The sequence below is a fragment of the Leptospira stimsonii genome (genome assembly GCF_003545885.1).
Lineage (GTDB): Bacteria > Spirochaetota > Leptospiria > Leptospirales > Leptospiraceae > Leptospira > Leptospira stimsonii.
Window position 1 is genome coordinate 215,001 of sequence record NZ_QHCT01000004.1, and the last position, 19,040, is coordinate 234,040.

The following is a 19,040-nucleotide window of genomic DNA, read 5'->3' on the forward strand; positions in this document are numbered from 1 at the left end:
ACAACGGGGAAACCGTAACCGCGGACGATATCGCGGATAAAACCAATACGATCAACTACGAGATAACGACTCGAATCAGCGAATCCATCCCCCGGATTGTTGTAGACTAGAAACTCTTTGTTTCTTAGCTTAACTTGTATCATAACGATCGATAAAAAACAAAAATAGGGGCCGCATGCAAGAGACCTCCGCTACTTCTACAATTTCAAATCCAACTCAGATCGTCTATTCAACCAAAACCTACGACTGGCTCATCGGCCTTGTCTATAGAACGCGAGGTTTGATGTTCGATTCGATCGACGAATACTTCGAGGAATCCAATCACGACCGGATTCTCAAAGCGAACTACCCGACCGTGATCATAGGAAATCACGTGGAAGAAGGCGACGTCCCAGCGTTGTCTGCGGTTCACAGAGTGATTCAACCCAAGATCAAGTTCGCAATTCCCGCAAGAGAAGATATTTTAAGGAAGAATTTCCTAGTAAAAGAATTTCGTCCGAAAGGAACTCTCAAACTGATCTTCGGGTTGATCGATAAGACGAACGTCATTCCGACATTCTTAAGATACATCGGATGTTTCCCGGTAAAACGTCCATTCCGAGATAACGCGAGAGAGCTGATCAAGAGCGGAGAACTTAGAAACATGGTCGACCAAGAATGGAGCACGCTCGTGGAAAGGGTTCGTTCGGGAAGAAATCTGTTTCTGTTCCCGGAAGGCACATTCAACCACGACGGTTACCTCAATCAGATCAAGAAAGGCGTCTATTACATACGGACTAAAATCAAAGACGTTCACTTTATCTCCTTCACGTTGACATACGATTATATTTCCGCGAAGAAAGCCCAACTTCATATCGCTTACGGTGAGAATTTCGAAATTTCAGAAGACGCAACCAGCGACGAAGTGACGAACATCGTAAAGGAAAGATTGGGAAAGAATTACGTGGCGACATCGGGGAATCTACTTTCCACAATTCTAATGCAGTTAGGACCGGATTCTCAGCTTGGAAAAGAAATTCTTTTCAAACGTCTGCAAACATTGGCTTCCCAACTCAAAGAAAAAAGCAAAGGGATTCATATTTCAGGGAAATTATTTACGAATCACTTGGAAGACTCGTTTCAAAACATTCTTAAAAAAGGATTGGATCATAAACTCTTGAAGCTCGATGGAAACGGAAACGTTTCCGGAACGGATAAGTTACTTCAAAAGGAAGGGGATACGAGAAATCTTCTGAAAAAAAATATTCTCTTGTATCACGCCAATCAGCTCACGTATCACAAACCGGAGTTGGAAAAAATTCTTCCTTCTCTCGCTTAATCAAGGAACTCAAATAAGAATGGGATTTTGGAAACGTCTATTTTCTCCGAAAAGAGAATACCAAACCGCGGCAAAGGAATGGATCGAAAACACAGAGAAGGTTCAAAAGAGTTTAAATAGAAGTCTGGACTTTTTATTCAATTCCACTCTGAAGGAACTTTTGCCGGAAAGGCTTTCCATTTCTTTAGAACCGATCGCTGGGATTCGAATTCCAGAAGAAAAGGTAAGAATCATTCTGCAAGGAATGGATGTTCAGGCCCTGCTCCCATTCAATTCGGTTTCCGAAGCGATGAGCTTGGAAACACAGGAAGCGATTTTAGAATTGGCGACCGGCACGGTCGCCGCTCCATCCAAGATTTTTTTGATGAAGATCCTCAATCAATCTCCGATACAGGAAATGTTTTCGCAAGGTCTGGAAAAGATATTAGTAGAATTTAATAAAAAACTGAATCCTCTTGCTGGAGTGTTTCAAGCCGCTGGCTTTGAAAAACAAATTTCAGGATTCTTGGGAACGCTCCTTCCGGGTTTTACGGAAAGAATGGCCGAGATTCTTCACTCCTCTTCCGAGAGCGAAGCGGGGAAGACGTTGATTCGCAATACGTTAAAAATTCTTTTTCAATCCGGATTTTCGGAAATGGGTCATTTGGAATCGACTGATTTGAGAAAACATCTCGAAAAGTTAAGGGATTCGGTCGCCAAAGATCCTCTTTTGGAAACGAGTGTGGAGAAGTTCTACGAAAACCTGAGAGATTCCGTCTTAAACGAATACAGAGGAGAAACTCTAAAAGAATTTATAGGATATTCTGAAGAAGAATACGTTCGTTTTCGCGATCAGGTTTCCAAGAACACGGCTACGAACATTCTTGCAATCCATAAACAAAAACCGCTGACTGGACTTGTATCCGGACTTCTGGAGGATGTGCTTGGATGAAAAAAGTGATCAATCAGATCGGAAAGGCATTAGAATATCTTGATAAACTTGGTACGGGTAAATCTTTTCAACTGTTTCGTTCTCTTGGATACGAAAAGTTATATTCCCTTTCCGAAAAAGTAGATCACAAAACTCTTCTTTATATCAGCCAAAATCTCGATGAAAAAACGATCGTCGAATTCTTAAATCGAATTCCCGAAGAAACCTTAGTCGTACTTTTGTCCACGGTGAAGCCCGGAGACATTACGTATTTTGCAAATAGTATTCCCATGGACGACTTGGTGCTTTTGTCCACATCTCTCCCCGCGTCCGATATCGCCGAAATGGCTTTGAAAACCGGCAAAGAATCATCCGCGGAACTTCTAAAAAATATCGGTGCGGCTAAGTCGGTCGCATTGCTTAAGGAAGTGGGTGTTCAGAATTTCATCCAACTTTCCTTGCAGATTCCGCCGACTGAATTGATTCCGGTTGTCCAAGAGTTGACACCGGAACAATCCGGGATTTGGATTCGAAAGAGAGGAGTTGGGGACATTCCTAGACTGATTCAGGCTTTCGGAGTTCAGAATCTTCTTTTGTTTTTAAGAACCCTAGGTTTCGAGAAGAATCTCCACATCATGGGTGTTCTGGGTCTAGAAGAATTGATCGAATTGGCCTATACGATCGCCGGAATGAAACTTCCCGGGCTTTCCTCTGCGAAAAAAGAGAAGAAGAAGTCTTCCAAAAAAGTCCCTAAGAAAAAGGGAAAGGCGAAGAAAAAAACTCCGGCAAAAAAACGAAAGAACATAAAATAATTCGAATATTCCTTCCTTCTTATTTTCTCGTTGTTGCTTCGTTTTGTTGCCTTCTGAAATTTCAGTTTTCGATTCTTAATTTCAATCTTGAAACAAGCTCTTCATCCGCTTTTCCGAAATCGGCTTTATTGGTCGGATGATCGATGGCCCCTTGTCCCCGTTGATATTCAAAAGCGATACACCCTTTCCCGAGCCGGAACTTCCGATCGATTCTTCCGAGAACGAATTTTATTTTAAAAAAATTCTCTTTTTTGAAACGATCGAAGTACGGAAAAGACCGCCATCGGAACCGTAAAAGGTATGGAAATGCTTTCAATTCGCGCGGACCAATTCATCGAATCTACTTTAACGGAAAGAAAAAACGACGTAGTGACTATTCTGGTTCCAGAAAACTATTATCATAGTCTCGGACCGGAAGAACAAAAGAATCTTAGAAGGAAACTTCCCGCACTTTTAAGAAGGTATGGAAAATTTCTCGCTGGAGCTTCTCGGCTGAACGCAAGGGCGGGAAAGATTCTTTATCAAAAAGATCAAGGCAAGATGATTCGGATCAATTTTCGGGTCGAGTCCGGAATGTGGAATATTTTGGGTCTACTTGCGCTGAGTCACGGAGTCTCTCGGTGTTTTCTTTTTAATTATATGCTGGCTTTGGATTCTGTAGAAGTTGGAGATTCTATCGTGGAAACGATAAATGCGGGAGCTCCCACATTTCACAGCTATTACAGTTTCATCTGGCACTTGGATCTGCAAAGCAAAAGGATTTTCAGAAAATTAGAGTTCACTCCGAACCCCATTTTCCCAATTTTTTACGGGGATTATTGGATAAGAACGTCTTAGAGCAAACAAAACTACTTCATTTTGATCAATGACCGACGCGTTGTCAAAATTTGCAAATGGCAACCAAGTATAAATTTTATTCCCCTGTGTCCAAATTTTTCTTAACCTGGACCAACTCTTCTCTACTTTTCTGAATCACTTGCAAACGCTCTTGAATGATTTTTAAAGAAGAATCGGGAAAGTTTTTCTGAGAATCTTTGAAAAACTTCAGACTGTATTCTAAGATTTCCTCCATATCATTGGATCGTTTGATCTTAGAATCCAAATAGAATTTCATCTCCGGCTTTTCAACTTCTCTTCCTTCAAGCAACGCGGTCCGAATTTCGGAAATTCTTTCTTCGTCTTTTCTTCTTTTTTCCTCTTCTTCCTTTGTCAATTCTCGAGGAATCATACTGTTATTCGGAAAACGTTCTGCGAGAGGTTTGACTTTCTGGATCACTTCCTTTCTCAACCGTTCCTTTTCTTCGGGAGAAAGACTGGAATAGCCGCCTTCGGCGGCTTCAGAAGAAACCTCATTCGAACCCGAGTCCGTCTCTGAATTTTCGGCAACTTCCGATTTCGAAAAATCCAAAAAGTTACCGGATTCAAAAAGAGAATTCTCATCTTGAACAACCGTATTTCTGCTCAGACCACTCTTCAATTTTTCATTTTCTCCGGAGAATCGAGTTTCTCCGTTCGCAAAAACAAGATAAATTAAGAATAGGATGGCGATCCCAAGACTCGCATAAAATATATTTTTTTTCATTCTGTTTGTAGAGGTAAGAAAATTCTAAACGTGCTTCCACCGTTCACTCTCGATTCTAAAGTGATCTCTCCGTTCATCTTGTGTAAGATCGTTCTCGAGATGGAAAGACCGAGACCGGTTCCTCCGATCCTCTTATTTCTGTCGTTCGGAATTCGGAAGAACCGTTCGAACACTTTTTCGATATACTTCGGATCGATTCCAACTCCCGTATCCTTAATAAGGATCTCCAGCTTTCCTGCTTCGGGCTGAATCATCTTGATCTCTATCTTTCCCTTTTCCGTATATTTGATCGCGTTCACGAATAGATTCGTAATTACCTGCGAGAATTCAAAACGAATTCCTCGAATCTTCAACTTTTTCAATAACCCGACTTCGATTTCCAATCCCTTCTCTTTTGCCGATGGCCCGTTGGAATAAACGACTTCTTCGATCACAAGAGACGGATCGAAATTCTCAACCAAACCTGAATTATCGTCTCCTCTCACTTCCTCGAATTTTAACAGGTTCTCGATCAAATGATTCAATCGTTTGATATTCTTCTCGATCACGTCCAACATTCCACTCTGATCCTTGGAAAGAGAAGAATTCAACTCATTTCTTAAAAGTTCGAAGTAACCCTGTATATTCGTCATTGGAGAACGAAGTTCGTGACTTATATTCGAAATAAATTCGTGCTTCGCCTGTTCCGTTTCCTTCTTTTCGGAATCGAATAGGATATGAACCTGATAGATTTTTCTCGCCCTTTCAAATAATGCGGTAATACTCAAAGACACCTGCATTTCGGATTTATCTTTGAGTCTCATCTTCGCCTGATCCACGCGCAACATCGTCTCTGCCGATTTATTGGGAGACGACCACTCGCTCATTTCGCTTAAACCGGGAAACAAATCTTCCAGAGTTAGATTGTTTACGTTGTCTTTACTATATCCGGTAAGACTTCGAAAATTATAATTCCCTCCGATCAAGGCTCCGGATATGGAATCCAGAAGAATCACGGGTATCGGAGAAAATTCGAATAGATAGCTGAAACGATCTTCGGAGAATTGAAGCTCCATCGCCCGTTTGTCCATCTCTAATCCCTGCATCATCAACACATTATCTATTGCTAAATTATGAATTTCTTTTGCACGAATTTCTTGAAAGAGATAATCCAACATAGAATTGATGCCTGTTCGAATCGCCGAGGCAGTACCCTTAAGAGGGATCATCGGCAGACGGGCCGTTTTTTTGGAATTATAGATATTGAGTACGAGATTCTGAAGATCCGTAACCAAATCTCCCAGTTCTCTTCTATCCCCCGCCTTCTGTAAAAGAAGACTGGATTCATTCTTATTACTAAACTGCGCTTCCATCAGAGCAGTCTTTCTTGATTTCAACGCTTCCGGATATTGAGGAATCGGGTCTTTTGCGGCGATCTGTAGCGCTTCCAGCAATACGGGAGGCGGCTCTGTCAAATGATCCATCGATCTCCAATAAATTCTTCCGAGATATTCCAATTCCTCCGGATCGGCCGACGGAGAAAGCATCTCCTTTAAATCCTGAGACGGTTGTTTAAAAAAATAATGAAGCTGGTCCGCTTCGATCTTAAATTCGGGAACACTTTCGTGAATCGCGTGATCCGTAGATTCGTTCGTATTCTCGATCAAGGATTGGATCGCTCTCGTCACTGCGCTCTGAACCTTCTGAATTCGTTCCGGATACGTTTTCGCGAATTTTCCGCTGAACGCGAGCATATTCACGGGAAGACGATACGGCGGAAGATCTCTTCCGTCCGAAATTCTAAAGCCGTTGTTTAAAAAATGGGATTCCTGAACCGAACCGATCAACCCTAACGTGTTCGTCTGGGAGAATTCATATTCCAAAAGATAAGGGCGAGAGGAGACGTAGGCACAGCTGATTTTTTTTCGAAACTTGCTCGATCTCAAAAATTCCTGTGCAAGCAACTTATCCAAAGAAGTATTTTGCAAGACGGGAACTAAATACGGCGTACTATCCAGAATCGAATCCGTACTGGAATTGTATCTTGAATAAAAAGAGTGAATCATTCTCGAAAGGATCATTCCTCGATAAATCGACTTGTTCGGAGCGGTCCTTTTGAGATGCAGGTCCAACCAAGTCGTAAACGGAATTTCTCCTGCTTCGATTTTTCCAGTACCTAAAAATGCTAATATGGCATCGTAACTCTCAAGAATCCGCACCTGAACTTGGATGCCTTCTTTTTCAAAAAAGCCCCGGGACTTTGCGTATAAGATGGGGAATGCCGAAATTCTGGAAGTGATGGCAATTTCAATCACAGCGGCAGTATTTGACAGGCTTTCAAATTATCAAGAATCCCTTGAATTTTCATCAAAAAGAAAAAAAGGTCATCCTTTTTGAGAAATCTTCCGAGAGACATAATATGAGGATCGAAGAACTTCCCACCGTACAGTCCATCTTGAATCGAATCCGCGAGATCGAAAGTCTTCCGAGTCAATTTGTTCGGGAGGCTCCCGCCCCGATTCAAAAAACCCAGAGCGCGAACTTTGAATCGATTCTCAAATCGGCCCAAGAAATTCCGAAGCCTGCTTCGGAAACGGAATCCTGGAGAAACGCAAGAGGCGAACTCAAAGGCGTCGAACCTACCCTCGCTGAAATCATTCGTAAGGAATCGGAAAAGAATCACCTCGACCCAACTCTCGTCCAGAGCGTCATCAAAGCGGAATCCGGATTCAAAGCGAACGCGGTTTCCCCGAAGGGCGCAATCGGTTTGATGCAACTTATGCCGTCGACCGCGAGTCTCCTCGGCGTCGACGATCCTTCTGATCCGGCTGAAAACGTCGCCGGCGGAACGAAATTCTTAAGCGATCTCTTAAATAAATATAAGAATTTAGATCACGCCCTTGCGGCTTACAACGCAGGCCCGGGCGCCGTCGATCGATACGGTGGAATTCCACCTTACAAAGAAACTCAGAAATACGTCGCGAAAGTCAAAAAATTCTACGAAGAAGCTCAATAGTATTTTTTAATTTCGGTTTCGAGACATCCCGTGAGAGTTTTGCAACTCGCGGTTTCGATTTCGGAGAGACAAACCTGCATCTTGTCGAAGTGTTTTCTGCATCCTCTAAGACATGAATTTTCGATCTTCGCGGATTGTTCCTTTGCCACCATTCCGGGAAACATTTCCGTTACACAGCCCGTCAATTTTGTACAATACGTTAGACACACTTCTTTGGATTCTTCCGAATAGAACTCGTTCTTTTGAATCGCCCTTCCGTATTTGATGAGCATTACACCGAACATCAAAATCAAAAGTACATAAACCGGTGCGTACCGGACCAGATGTCGAAGTGTAGAATTCATTTGTTAACCGACTTCGAGTTTTCGGAAAGAATCGCCTCGGAGCTGTAAAGTTGGATTCTATCGTACCAATCCTGGTGTATTAGAATTTCTTTAACTCCCAGATCTCTTTTCCAAATCGACCAAGACTGTGCGGGCGAATAGACGTTCGGAAGCGAAGCTTTCGTTCTGTAAACAACTACGTCTCGTTTTCCATCCATACAATTCCTCTGCGCTCCGGGTAAAGAATGTTCCACCTTCGCGGTAGGCAATGCGTTCTTAAACGTCAATGCAACCCAAGGATTTTCGGATATGACACAAAGATTCTTACTTTCCTGGATTCTTCCACTCAAAGGAACGTCGGGAAGATTTACCGAAGGAATCAGAATCAGTTGCAGATAAAACATGAATCCGGTTCCGAGTAAGAGAGTCAGGGAAGTCTTATAAAGCACCGTTTTTCTTTCGGGAATCATCCAGAAGGCTCCTACAAGATTCGCAAAACCGACCCAGAGGAGATCCACCCATGCTTCCTGCCCTGACCGAAAATCCAAAAGGATCTTACCGAGTCCTAAGACGATGGAGACCACGACCAAAAATTGAAAGTTTCTCGATAGTGTTCCGGATAACGCGGATTCTTGTTCGCTTCTGGAAAAATACAGGCCGACTCCGATAAACGCTAGAGGAATCAACGGAAGAATATAGTAATAATCCTTTCGATTCGGCAATTCGTGTATTATGGAAATTGCAACCGTAGAAAAAATAAGGGTCCTGCCTATCATTCCTCCAAAACTAGGAGCTACTTTTAGAATCGACTTCGACATCGTTTCCAAAAGGAAAGGTGTAAAAGGAAGACAGTACAGGACCCACCCCAAAAGGATAATCAACTCATTTTGATTCGTCGTAGCGTTAGAAAATTTTCCTAAGTTCTCGGTAAAAAAGAATACTTTGAGAAAGGCGCTTCCTGCCGGTGAAAGTGAAGTCAGAATTCCTCCCCAGAGCGCAAGGACGCCGAGAGAAATCGTGTGAAAGAGAATCTGATCCAATGTCATCCTGAAAAATCTTTTTTTACCGGACCATTCTCCATTGGCTGTGAATTGAAACGCGTGAAGGAACGCCCAACCCGCCAACAAAGTTCCGGAATATACTTGGAACAATGGCCCTTTTACCAAACAAGCAAACCCGGATACGAAGGCGGCTCCGATCAAATAAGAACGATTTTTCTTTTTGAAAAATACGAGCAAGAGAAACGTGGAAAGCGTAAGAAGAAAAGTCATCAACGCTTCCATCATCACTAGTCTCGAAAATTTAAAAACTCCCAAGGTAAGAAGATAACTGGATGCGATGATCGCAGAATAGATCGGAGCCGCTTTGAAAAGCCTCAAAGCGAAATAAATCAAAATTCCCGTACCTGCAAAGAGAAACAAAGAAGGAAGTCTTTCCGCAGTTAGACTCATACCAAAAATCAAATCGGATGCGATACCAGTCCAAAAGAGTACGGGTGGTTTATATAGGTTCATGATCCCTTCGAATCTGGGGAAAAGAATTTCTCCGCTCTGAATGCTCTCTCGAATCGTGGCGATGTGCATCTCTTCGTCTCCTTGAGGAAGCACTGCCCTTGATCCGATGTTGGGAAATAAAAGAAGCACCGAAATCACAAAGAGAACCGCCGCGATCAGGAGGTCCCTTCGATTCGAAGAAATCTTTTGTAAAGAACCTTCCTGCGAAACACTGGAAATGAAAGAAGAACCGATCTTCCGGGAGGAGTTTGGCGTCATTTTACGTCCTCTTTTTATGTAATTGCTTACTTACTTATTGCAATCTTTTTCAAACGCTCAGAAAATGACAATCTAGATTAAAATTCAGAACGGAAAAAAGGGAAGACAGGGTCTCATTGAAAGGATGTTCCGTTATCGGGCGTCTTATTCAAGCGAACGTGTGTTAATGCGACTCCGTTCTGAAAGACTTCCTATCAGGGAATTCTCTGGAAATAGTGAGTGACACCGCTTCCAACGTAACTTTTATAGGGATCAAAATGAAATCGGCAAGGTCGAAGGCAAACAACTCAGAACAACTCATAAAGGATGAAAATGCTTGTGAAACGATCATCCGAAAACGGGACCGTTCGGCCACCGAAACCGCCATTCTCTTAGCCGCCATACAAGTTTTTGCGAAAAAAGGATATGATGCGGCCAATACAAAAGATATTGCGAAACTTGCCAATGCCAACGAAGCCTTGATCTTTCGTTACTTTGGAAACAAAAAAGGTCTTTTGGAAGCCATTCTTACCCGATCCGATGAAATCAATTCGGATGAAACCTCAACGCGTCAAAAAAACCAAGAGAGTTATCAAGATTTAGAAGCAAGTCTTCAGTATTCCATGTCCGGAAAATGCAGAGACTTTCGAGAAGCCGAAGATTTTATGAAAGTCGCGGTGAGCCAAATCATCTTGGATCCGGAAGTCAGTCAGATCATCCAGAAAAAAATCTATACGAAGGCTCTTCCCGAGTTCACCGCCGAACTTGAGAAATTCAAGAAGGCTGGGAAAATCGACCCCAAAGCGGACCTCAAATCGATCGCTTATGCAATCTCATCTCTTACCTTCGCGTTAGGTTTTATGGGCCAGTGCGTCTATAAAATTCCCCCAGCAGAAATCCAAGCTACGATTAAAGAAATTGCAAGAGTCATCAGAAAAGGTTTGGAACCCGAAACGAAGAAAAAATCTTCGAAGTAAGTTAAAAACGTTTCCTAGAAGAATTTGCATCTTGTGAGAGTTCCCACAAGAGCTTTCCGGCTTGTTCGGTCGCTTTGTCGACCTCTTCTCTCCTCCTCGACGCGAAATTGTTTCATTTTAGGAAAATGTGGGAACTCTCACAGAGTTTTACTATGATGTAGAAGTAAGAGCTCCTACAAAAACGCTTCACTTTTTGGCGATTCTTGTTTCAGTTTCTTTTCTTGGTAAAGTGATTCATCGAAGGTGAGAGGTACGACTTTTTATGGGAAAAAAGGAATTACGAGAAGGAGAGAAAACGTCTTCTTTCTAAGAAAAAATCTTAAAAAGAAGACGATCGAAAAAGCTTACCCTTTCTTTCTTTGTTCTTCGCTGATCAGGTTCAGAGCGCTTCCCGCTTTGAACCAAGCAATCTGCTGAGCATTGAACGTATGATTCACTTTGATCTCATTCTTAGATCCGTCTTTGTGGTGTAAAACGAGAGTCAGAGGAGTTCCTTCTTGAAAAGAAGTCAGACCGAGAATGTCGATCGTATCCTCTTCTTGAATTTTATCATAGTCCGCTTTGTCTGCAAACGTAAGAGCAAGCATCCCCTGCTTCTTTAAGTTGGTTTCGTGAATTCTCGCAAAGGATTTCACAAGAACCGCTCTCGCGCCGAGATGTCTCGGTTCCATGGCCGCGTGTTCTCTCGAAGAACCTTCTCCGTAGTTTTCGTCCCCTACTACGATCGATCCGATCCCCTTTGCCTTGTAAGCTCTTGCGGTTTGAGGAACGGGTTCGTATTCTCCCGTTAGCTGATTCTTCACCGCGTTGGTTTTATCGTTAAAGGCGTTTACCGCGCCGATCAAAAGGTTATTGGAGATGTTATCCAAATGTCCTCTGTATTTCAACCAAGGACCGGCCATCGAAATATGGTCTGTCGTACACTTTCCCTTCGCCTTGATGAGAAGTTTTAATCCTTTTAGATCGGTTCCTTCCCAAGGAGTAAACGGAGAAAGCAATTGAAGACGATCGGATTTGGGATCCACCGCAACGTTTACTTTGGAGCCGTCTTCTGCCGGCGCGAGAAAGCCCGCGTCCTTTACGTCGAAACCTTTTGGAGGAAAATCCAAACCAGTAGGAGGATCGAGTTTTACTTCTTTTCCGTCTTTACTCTTCAGAGTGTCGGTTAACGGATTAAAATCCAATTTTCCGGCGATCGCAAATGCGGTTACGATTTCGGGTGACGCGACAAACGCGTGAGTTCCCGCAAAGCCGTCGTTTCTCTTCGCAAAGTTTCTGTTAAACGAAGTGATGATAGAATTCTTTCTTTCCGGATCTTTTGTCTGACGACTCCACTGACCGATACAAGGACCGCAAGCGTTCGCGAGAACCACTCCTCCAATATCGGAGAATGTTTTGATGAGTCCGTCTCTTTCGATCGTATAACGAATCATCTCAGAACCCGGAGTCACGGTGTATTCCGCTTTGACTTCCAGATTCTTCTCGGAAGCTTGTTTTGCGATCGAAGCCGCGCGTGTGATATCTTCATAAGAAGAATTCGTACAGGAACCGATGAGTCCGACTTCCAAGTTGGTCGGCCAACCGTTTTTCGCGACCGCTTCCTTGAACTTGGAAAGAGGAGTCGCCAAATCGGGAGTAAACGGACCGTTGATATGTGGTTCGAGTTCGGAAAGATTGATCTCGATCACCTGATCGAAATATTTCGAAGGATCCGCGTAGACTTCTTTGTCTCCATTGAGATGTTCCTTGATTTTGTCCGCGAGTTCCGCAACGTCTTTACGATTCGTGTTCAAGAGATATTCTTTCATGTTCTGGTCGTAACCGAAAACGGAAGTGGTAGCTCCGATCTCCGCGCCCATATTACAGATCGTTCCTTTTCCAGTGCAGGAAAGGCTTTCCGCGCCTTCTCCGAAGTATTCTACGATCGCGCCGGTTCCACCTTTTACGGTAAGAATTCCGGCCACTTTTAAGATAACGTCTTTCGAAGAAGCCCAACCGGAAAGTTTACCGGTGAGTTTTACTCCGATGAGTTTTGGGAATTTTAATTCCCAAGCCATTCCCGCCATCACGTCCACCGCGTCGGCCCCACCGACTCCGATCGCGATCATTCCGAGGCCACCCGCGTTTACGGTATGAGAATCAGTTCCGATCATCATTCCGCCGGGGAATGCATAATTTTCTAATACGACTTGGTGAATGATTCCCGCACCCGGTTTCCAGAATCCGATTCCGTACTTGTTGGAAACGGAAGAAAGAAAATCATAGACTTCTTTGTTTACGTCGTTTGCGGTTTTTAGATCTTCCGTTGCGCCGTCTTTTGCTTGAATCAGGTGATCACAATGTACCGTAGAAGGAACAGCGACGGTGTTTCTTCCTGCGGACATAAACTGAAGAAGCGCCATCTGCGCGGTCGCGTCCTGCATCGCCACTCTGTCGGGAGCAAAGTCCACATAAGACTTTCCTTTTTCGTAAGCTGTTTTTGGTTCCCCGTCCCAGAGATGAGAATAGAGGATTTTTTCGGTAAGAGTAAGAGGTCGTCCAACAACGTTTCTCGCTTTTGTAACAAGATCCCCGATCTTTGCGTATCGGGCGCGAATCATTTCTATATCGAATGCCATTGTTTTCTCCGTTGATATTGAAACCTGTCCTTGGTGCGACACCAAAGAGAGCGGACCGAAGAGTTCTTAAGGCGCATCCAAAGATGCCTTCAGCGCTGTCCGTTTTGTTGGGATCCTTTTTGGGGAAGGGAACGTTTGGATTTCCTTCTTTCGTCAAGATCGGATCCGCACCAAAACACTGTCCTTTTTAGTTCATCGAATATGGGGACAAGTTATAAATTCATGCTCTTGCAAGCATTTAGTTTGTATAGGATTTTTCAGAAGAAGATTGAAAAATAGGATTTTGAAAAGGTGAGAGTTCCCACACCAAAAGAAAGTTCTTAGAATCCAATGATGAAATTCTAATTTTCAAGATCAGGGAGAAATGATCCCGAAAAAAACCGGTTTTGGATGAGAAAAAGTGGGAGGTCCTCCGGAGAATTTTTTCTCCGGATTCTTTCGAGGGGAATAAAGATTTTAGTTCTGAATTCTAAGTTCTACCCTTCGATTCTTTTCCTTTCCTTCCTCTTTGGAATTGTCTCCAATCGGAACACTCGCACCTTTAGGAATGATTTCAAATCGATCTCCGGAAATCCCGTTTCCGACAAGATAATCCCGAACCATCTCGGCCCGGAGAAGGGAAACCTTTCGGTTTACGGCCTCTGTTCCTTCGAGAGACGTATGCCCGATGATTTTCACACGAATCTTAGAATCCTCTTTCATCCATCTTGAAAGTTGATTGAGACTTGGTCTCGATTCCTTATGAACCTGGATGCTATTTTTCTCAAAGCGAATCGGATTTGTTTCAATCGTCTTGAATTTCGGATTGGAAGAGAATGTTTCCGCGTCCCCTTTTCCAAACCAAGAGAAAGAGGATTGTTTTTCGGATTCTGCCTTGTTCTCTTTTGAGGGAAGATTTTTTTCTTCTTTGGGAGTTCCCACATTTTCCTTCGGGAGAACTTTCTCTTCAACGACTCTTGCCGTTTCGATCGGTCTTTCTTTATTCTCGGATGAGAAAAGGGTCCAGAAAAAATAGATCAATCCAAGAAGAATCAGAAGTCCAGCGAGGAAGATAAGAATCGGAACCGTCTTGTCCTTTTTAAGATGCGGCTTTGCGGAAGGAGTCGGGATATAATTCGTGTATTCTCTCGCTGGAGATTCTTGGGGAGTTCCCACGTCTTCTTCTCCCCAACTCGCGGGGAAATTTGCCTCAGGAGATTCTTCTTCCGGAACGTGAAGAGAGACACTTTTCTCACTCTTCTTTTTGCCGTCTTGAACCCGTTTTGCCGCCCATTTTCGAACTTCGGTCCGAAACCATTCGTCCGCTTTTTCCGTGAATTTGTAATTTTCCCGAATGTGCTCGATCGTATTTTTCTCGATATCCGTATAACTGTTATTATCTTTTACCGCTTTTAAGAGTTGCTTCGCGTCGTTCACCGAAATTCTACCATCGCGTTTGCTCGAAGTAAATTCTTCCGCAAGCTGAATGAGCTCTCGGTCGTACTTTCTACCCTTGATTGTAACGTAGTAGTTTTCTTTTTTCGCCATGATCCCCGCCGCACCAAGATTTAGGGAAGAATTCATTCCCTGCAACCAAAGTTTTTAGTCCCTTCTCTTTGTTCTTTCTCTTCAAAATGTCATTACGGGTCCGTAATGGGATTCTTTTTTTTATCTTTTGAATTTCCAGGCAATCCCCTTGAAAGATGGAGGTCCTACTTTCCCATTCTATCTCAGGTCTTCCTATAAAAGAATAAATTTTTGTTAGAGAGAAGCTATGTATATATAGTATCGAACTTTCGAAACGAATTGTTGACCCTTTGTTTGTCAGAACTTCCCATAATAAGGGCTCGTTTCTCTGAGAGAGGCCCCTCCGAGGATAGACAAGAAAAGTCTATCCAAACCGATGGAGATCCCACAAGAATTCGGAATTCCTTCTCGGAGGGCCCGTTCCAACCCGGGGTCGATCGGGAAAATCTCCTTTCCCAAAGTTCTCCGAAGATTCTGCTCGGAACGAAAACGAGAAAACTGTTCTTCCGGATCTGTAAGCTCTTGAAACGCGTTTCCCAATTCTAAGTTTCCGAAATAAAGCTCGAACCTTCTCGCAAAACCGTTTTCAATCTGAGAGAGAGCGGCAAGCTCCGGAGGATAATGATAGAGGAAATTAAAACCTTTCGGAAGGTTTGATTCCACGAGATTTAAGAAGACAAGGAAAAAAGAATCTTCATACGTCCTCTCTTCATCCGGATTTGCTGTAAGTCTTCGGTCCTTCACTACACGATTGAGTTCCTCGTGAGAGATCCCACATCCGGCATATTCTCGGAGAGCTTCCTCGACGGAAATTCTTCGGACGTCGCTCCTCTGAAAACCGAAAGGCTGAAATCTCCTCTCGAGGACTTCAAGGAATTCCGTGCAAAAGTCCATCAAACCTTCCAAACTCATTCCGAGAGTGTAGAATTCCAACATCAGGAATTCCGCGCTATGAAAAGGACTCCCTTCTTCTCCCGAACGAAACGTGTGGGTAATTTCGTAAATTCTCTCCAATCCTTTTGAGAGAATTTCTTTAAGAGAATATTCAGGAGACGTAATTAAATATCCCTTCTCATTTTGAGAAGGGGAATGAACCAAAAAAGGATCCAGATACGGTTCCATAGAAGGAACGGCTTTTAGACAAGGCGTGTCCATCTCTAGATAATCTTTCTCTTCAAAAAAGTTTCTTATAACGGATAAGAATTTGGCTCTCCGAATCAAAATTTCCCGGCTCAATTCATTCATCTGACTTTAGCTTTTTCCTCCTTGATTTCATTCCAAAAAAAGATTCTCCTGACTTTTAGAATCTTTCTCTTGTAGGATGTCTCACAAAAAAGGCTTCCAAAGAAAGATACGATTGAAGAAAAAAAATGGACCCTATCCAAAGGTATCAGCATTTCGAAATCCGAAAGAACCGACAGTCCACGGAAGTAGTACCTCTAACCGCGATCTTCGACGAATCATCCTTCGATGAGTTAAAATCCATCCTCGCGCTTGTCTTCTATCAGTCGAGCCTTCATGTAAAGATCAATCTCGGAGGGGTTCAGGTCCTTCCTCTTCCAGTCGCAATGAAAATTCTTTCATTCGCATTCGACCTGAGATTGAAAAACAGAACCTTGGTTCTAACCGGTGCGAGTCCAGCTTTTAAGAAGCTCATTCAATTCTATAGAATGGATCGTTCTCTCTTAATCTTCTGAACGTCTTCTCTTTTCTTCCCTCTTCCAAGGCTGAAAAATTAACTTGATTCCGAGACTCCCCAAAAGAAGGAGAAGTTTCGGGGATATCTCCGTCTCCTTTAGAGAATGATCTGCAAATTCTACGGAGACATACAAGCAGAGGCTATGTTTCCCGGAGAATTCTTTCACCTTATGGCGGGAAGGAAGAATTTTCTCTAAAATCTGGAGAATATGTTCTTCCAGTGGCGCATGCGCATCCAAGGTAGAATGAAGTTGCCAGTGACCAAAACCGAGAGGCTTTCCTTCCTTATCGGTCGCCATCCTCGGGGTACTGAAATCAGGTTTTAAGTCCAATTGTCTCGTAACATCTTCTGAATTGAGTTCGTCTTCATTTACTGAAAGGATCGCCCAGGTAAGCGGGTTGCTTGTATACGCATTCATGAATTTAGCACACAGTTTTAATTTTTAAGTCGTTTTAAATACAATTTAACACAATTCACAGTTTTTTCACCTTTGAGGACTGTTTTCAATATTCTCAGAATATAAATTCGGATGAGAATCTGGTAAAAATGTGTCGGATAAAAAATTTTCCTTTATTAACATTTCATCGGTTTTATCTGTTGCAGATAAGGTAAATTTATCCTCTAATCTCTCTCGGGGGCTTGATAATGAAAACAATTTTAGTGATTGAGGACGATCCGGATATTGGAAATTTAATTCGAAAATCCTTAGATTCGGCGCACTATTCAACCACTCTCCAGACAAGCGGAGAGGAAGGTCTTAAATTCTACAAAGCAAACCATCCCGACATGGTCATCTTGGATCTCTCCCTTCCCGACATAGATGGAATCGAAGTTTGCAGGACCGTCCGAAGGAACGACGAAAATACTCCAATCTTCATCGTTACTGCAAGGAATGAAGAAATCGACAGAATCATGGGACTCGAATTGGGTGCGGATGATTACATTACAAAGCCTTTTTCCGTTAGAGAACTCAAGACAAGGGTCGACGTTTTTTTTAGGAGATGGGATAAAAAAGCGGGAATCAAACCGAACGTCGGCGCAAGCGGGGAAATTATCCGCGGTTCTCTGAAAATCGATCCTGTTCGAAGAAGAGTCACTCTCAAAGATAACATCGTGAATATTTCCCGGAAAGAGTTTGACATCCTACAATTGATGGCCGCTTCCCCGGGGAAGGTTTTCTCTAGAGAAATGATCTTAGAAGCAGTCTGGGGAATGGAATGGGACGGCTTTGAAAGAATGATAGATTCTCACGTGAAGAGAATTCGTTCTAAACTTGAAAAAAACTCGGCGCAACCGGAATGGATTGAAACGATCTGGGGAATCGGATATCGCTTTACCGACAACTATGATAATATTGTAATCCCAGACTGAAGTAAGTAAAATCAATCTCCCATTGAAGGGAGTGTCCACCGAGAACAATAGTGGGAACTCCTAATAAAAAGCCCGGAATATTTCCGGGCTTTTTATTTTTTTTCGAAGAATTTTCTCTTTCTCCACGCTTCTATTTGCATTCCTTACTTCGTTCACCAAATACTTAAGAAGAATTCTATTTTCAAACCTTCCTAATAAGCGCAATTCGAACTTTGGCACAAGAAGACGTGGGAACTCTCACCTTCGAAAAACTTCCAATAAACAGAGTCTTCTCCTCCAGTAAAAAAAATATTGAAAAAGGAGATTTTTTTCAAATTGGGACGATGCAAAAATACTTTTGAGAACCGTAAGAGGTATGAAGGCGTTATTCTTAAATCAGGATTTTGAAATTCATTCTTCCTTTAATGAAAATTCAGCAGATGTAGTCACATTGCTTGTTCCAAAAAAGTATCTCCAAAGACTCGATGTGAAAGATCGCAAAAAACTTCCGAAAAGGCTTCCTGAACTTCTAAAAAAATACAGTAAATACATCGCCTCTTCGAAACGACTGAATAGAAAAGCCGGAAAGACTCTCTACCAAGCAAACGCCGGGAAGGGAAGAATGAAAAGAATCAACGCAAGAATTCGAACAAGAGATTGGATACTCCTCGGAACCCTTGCCCAAGGACACGGTGTTTCGCGTTGCTACCTTTTCAACTATCTCCTCTGGATCGATGAAGTGGGAGTCGGAAATTCTATTTCAAATGTTTTTAATTCAGGATCTCCCACCTTTCACAAATATTATAAATTCATTCTTCTTCTCGATCTTTCAAAAAATAGAATAATAAAGCGTCTTGAATTTGAACCGAATCCGATTTTCTCCTTTCCTCGAACATAGGAAAAGAATCAATTAATCCTTTCCGATTTTCCATTCTAGTTCAGTGCGGCTCTTTCATAAGAAAAGAATTTTCTTCGAACTCTGAAACGAAAGATTCTTCGGAAAAACTTACGCAAAAAAGGAATATTTCGCGAGGTTTTTAATTTAGATAATTTTATTTTTCAGAGGAGGAATCTCCGGCTCCAATCTAATTGAAATAGGAGGTACCACTTAAAAATGCGAAGGTGATGTCAGCTAATCTGTATGTAATTTTGTAAGACTTGTTTTAGAGATGACCATATATTTCCTAAAGGCAATTCCC

Annotated in this window: 18 protein-coding genes (1 of these 18 only partly in view); 10 read left to right on the plus strand and 8 right to left on the minus strand. The window is 42.6% G+C overall.

Annotated features, from left to right (window positions below; genetic code table 11):
• From alr to DLM75_RS15445, 5 genes are all read left to right on the plus strand, one after another.
• Positions 1-110: the 3' end of an alanine racemase gene (gene alr / locus DLM75_RS15425; RefSeq protein ID WP_118969391.1), read on the plus strand. 1,030 nt of this gene lie to the left of the window's left edge; 110 of the gene's 1,140 nt are visible here — the last part of the coding sequence; the start codon falls outside the window, past its left edge; it ends in the stop codon at positions 108-110.
• Positions 111-175: 65 nt separating this feature from the next.
• Positions 176-1,318, plus strand: a complete 1,143-nt coding sequence (locus DLM75_RS15430) for a 1-acyl-sn-glycerol-3-phosphate acyltransferase (RefSeq protein WP_118969392.1) — start codon at positions 176-178, stop codon at positions 1,316-1,318.
• Between the two features lie 19 nt (positions 1,319-1,337).
• The gene (locus DLM75_RS15435; RefSeq protein ID WP_118969393.1) at positions 1,338-2,249 is read left to right on the plus strand and encodes a hypothetical protein; all 912 of its coding nucleotides are present in this window, start codon (positions 1,338-1,340) and stop codon (positions 2,247-2,249) included.
• Positions 2,246-3,040 carry a hypothetical protein gene (locus tag DLM75_RS15440; protein ID WP_118969394.1) on the plus strand — a complete coding sequence of 265 codons (795 nt, stop codon included), beginning with the start codon at positions 2,246-2,248 and terminating at the stop codon, positions 3,038-3,040. The genes DLM75_RS15435 and DLM75_RS15440 overlap by 4 nt, the downstream gene beginning before the upstream one ends.
• Positions 3,041-3,340: 300 nt before the next feature.
• Positions 3,341-3,877 carry a DUF1564 domain-containing protein gene (locus tag DLM75_RS15445; protein WP_118969395.1) on the plus strand — a complete coding sequence of 179 codons (537 nt, stop codon included), beginning with the start codon at positions 3,341-3,343 and terminating at the stop codon, positions 3,875-3,877.
• A 76-nt stretch (positions 3,878-3,953) separates the two neighbouring features.
• Here the strand turns inward: DLM75_RS15445 and DLM75_RS15450 are convergent, their stop codons facing one another.
• Together DLM75_RS15450 and DLM75_RS15455 are read right to left on the minus strand one after the other, a co-directional pair.
• Entirely contained in the window at positions 3,954-4,622 is a 669-nt protein-coding gene (locus tag DLM75_RS15450) for an LIC_20245 family lipoprotein (protein WP_118969396.1), read from the minus strand.
• The gene (locus DLM75_RS15455) at positions 4,619-6,916 is read right to left on the minus strand and encodes an ATP-binding protein (RefSeq protein WP_118969397.1); all 2,298 of its coding nucleotides are present in this window, start codon (positions 6,914-6,916) and stop codon (positions 4,619-4,621) included. The genes DLM75_RS15450 and DLM75_RS15455 overlap by 4 nt, the downstream gene beginning before the upstream one ends.
• A 104-nt stretch (positions 6,917-7,020) precedes the next feature.
• Between DLM75_RS15455 and DLM75_RS15460 the strand changes: the two genes are divergently transcribed.
• A complete protein-coding gene (locus tag DLM75_RS15460) occupies positions 7,021-7,617 on the plus strand; it encodes a lytic transglycosylase domain-containing protein (protein ID WP_118969620.1) in 597 nt (198 codons plus the stop codon).
• Here DLM75_RS15460 and DLM75_RS15465 read toward each other — a convergent pair.
• Positions 7,611-7,961: a Cys-rich protein gene (locus DLM75_RS15465; protein ID WP_118969398.1), complete on the minus strand. Its 351-nt coding sequence runs from the start codon at positions 7,959-7,961 to the stop codon at positions 7,611-7,613. The genes DLM75_RS15460 and DLM75_RS15465 overlap by 7 nt on opposite strands.
• Positions 7,958-9,712 (minus strand): ArnT family glycosyltransferase, encoded by a 1,755-nt coding sequence (locus DLM75_RS15470; protein WP_118969399.1) that lies wholly within the window; start codon positions 9,710-9,712, stop codon positions 7,958-7,960. The genes DLM75_RS15465 and DLM75_RS15470 overlap by 4 nt, the downstream gene beginning before the upstream one ends.
• 257 nt (positions 9,713-9,969) lie before the next feature.
• On the opposite strand from DLM75_RS15470, the gene DLM75_RS15475 reads away from it, so the two are divergent.
• A complete protein-coding gene (locus tag DLM75_RS15475) occupies positions 9,970-10,668 on the plus strand; it encodes a TetR/AcrR family transcriptional regulator (RefSeq protein ID WP_118969621.1) in 699 nt (232 codons plus the stop codon).
• A gap of 344 nt (positions 10,669-11,012) precedes the next feature.
• Here DLM75_RS15475 and DLM75_RS15480 read toward each other — a convergent pair whose 3' ends face one another.
• The 3 genes from DLM75_RS15480 to DLM75_RS15495 all read right to left on the minus strand — a co-directional run bounded on the left by DLM75_RS15480 (position 11,013) and on the right by DLM75_RS15495 (position 16,037).
• Positions 11,013-13,286, minus strand: coding sequence for an aconitate hydratase (locus tag DLM75_RS15480; RefSeq protein WP_118969400.1), 2,274 nt, complete (start codon positions 13,284-13,286; stop codon positions 11,013-11,015).
• 456 nt (positions 13,287-13,742) lie between these two features.
• Positions 13,743-14,858, minus strand: coding sequence for an OmpA family protein (locus DLM75_RS15490; RefSeq protein WP_118969402.1), 1,116 nt, complete (start codon positions 14,856-14,858; stop codon positions 13,743-13,745).
• Between the two features lie 231 nt (positions 14,859-15,089).
• Positions 15,090-16,037 carry an amino acid--tRNA ligase-related protein gene (locus tag DLM75_RS15495; RefSeq protein ID WP_118969403.1) on the minus strand — a complete coding sequence of 316 codons (948 nt, stop codon included), beginning with the start codon at positions 16,035-16,037 and terminating at the stop codon, positions 15,090-15,092.
• Between the two features lie 125 nt (positions 16,038-16,162).
• On the opposite strand from DLM75_RS15495, the gene DLM75_RS15500 reads away from it, so the two are divergent.
• Entirely contained in the window at positions 16,163-16,489 is a 327-nt protein-coding gene (locus DLM75_RS15500) for an STAS domain-containing protein (RefSeq protein ID WP_118969404.1), read from the plus strand.
• On the opposite strand, the gene DLM75_RS15505 is transcribed toward DLM75_RS15500, so the two are convergent.
• Positions 16,478-16,909 (minus strand): DUF4279 domain-containing protein, encoded by a 432-nt coding sequence (locus tag DLM75_RS15505; protein ID WP_118969405.1) that lies wholly within the window; start codon positions 16,907-16,909, stop codon positions 16,478-16,480. The two genes, DLM75_RS15500 and DLM75_RS15505, sit on opposite strands and share 12 nt — an antisense overlap.
• Positions 16,910-17,136: 227 nt before the next feature.
• On the opposite strand from DLM75_RS15505, the gene DLM75_RS15510 reads away from it, so the two are divergent.
• Together DLM75_RS15510 and DLM75_RS15515 are read left to right on the plus strand one after the other, a co-directional pair.
• Positions 17,137-17,862, plus strand: a complete 726-nt coding sequence (locus DLM75_RS15510) for a response regulator transcription factor (protein WP_069609813.1) — start codon at positions 17,137-17,139, stop codon at positions 17,860-17,862.
• A 355-nt stretch (positions 17,863-18,217) separates the two neighbouring features.
• Positions 18,218-18,739, plus strand: a complete 522-nt coding sequence (locus DLM75_RS15515; protein WP_118969622.1) for a DUF1564 domain-containing protein — start codon at positions 18,218-18,220, stop codon at positions 18,737-18,739.
• Positions 18,740-19,040: the final 301 nt, after the last annotated feature.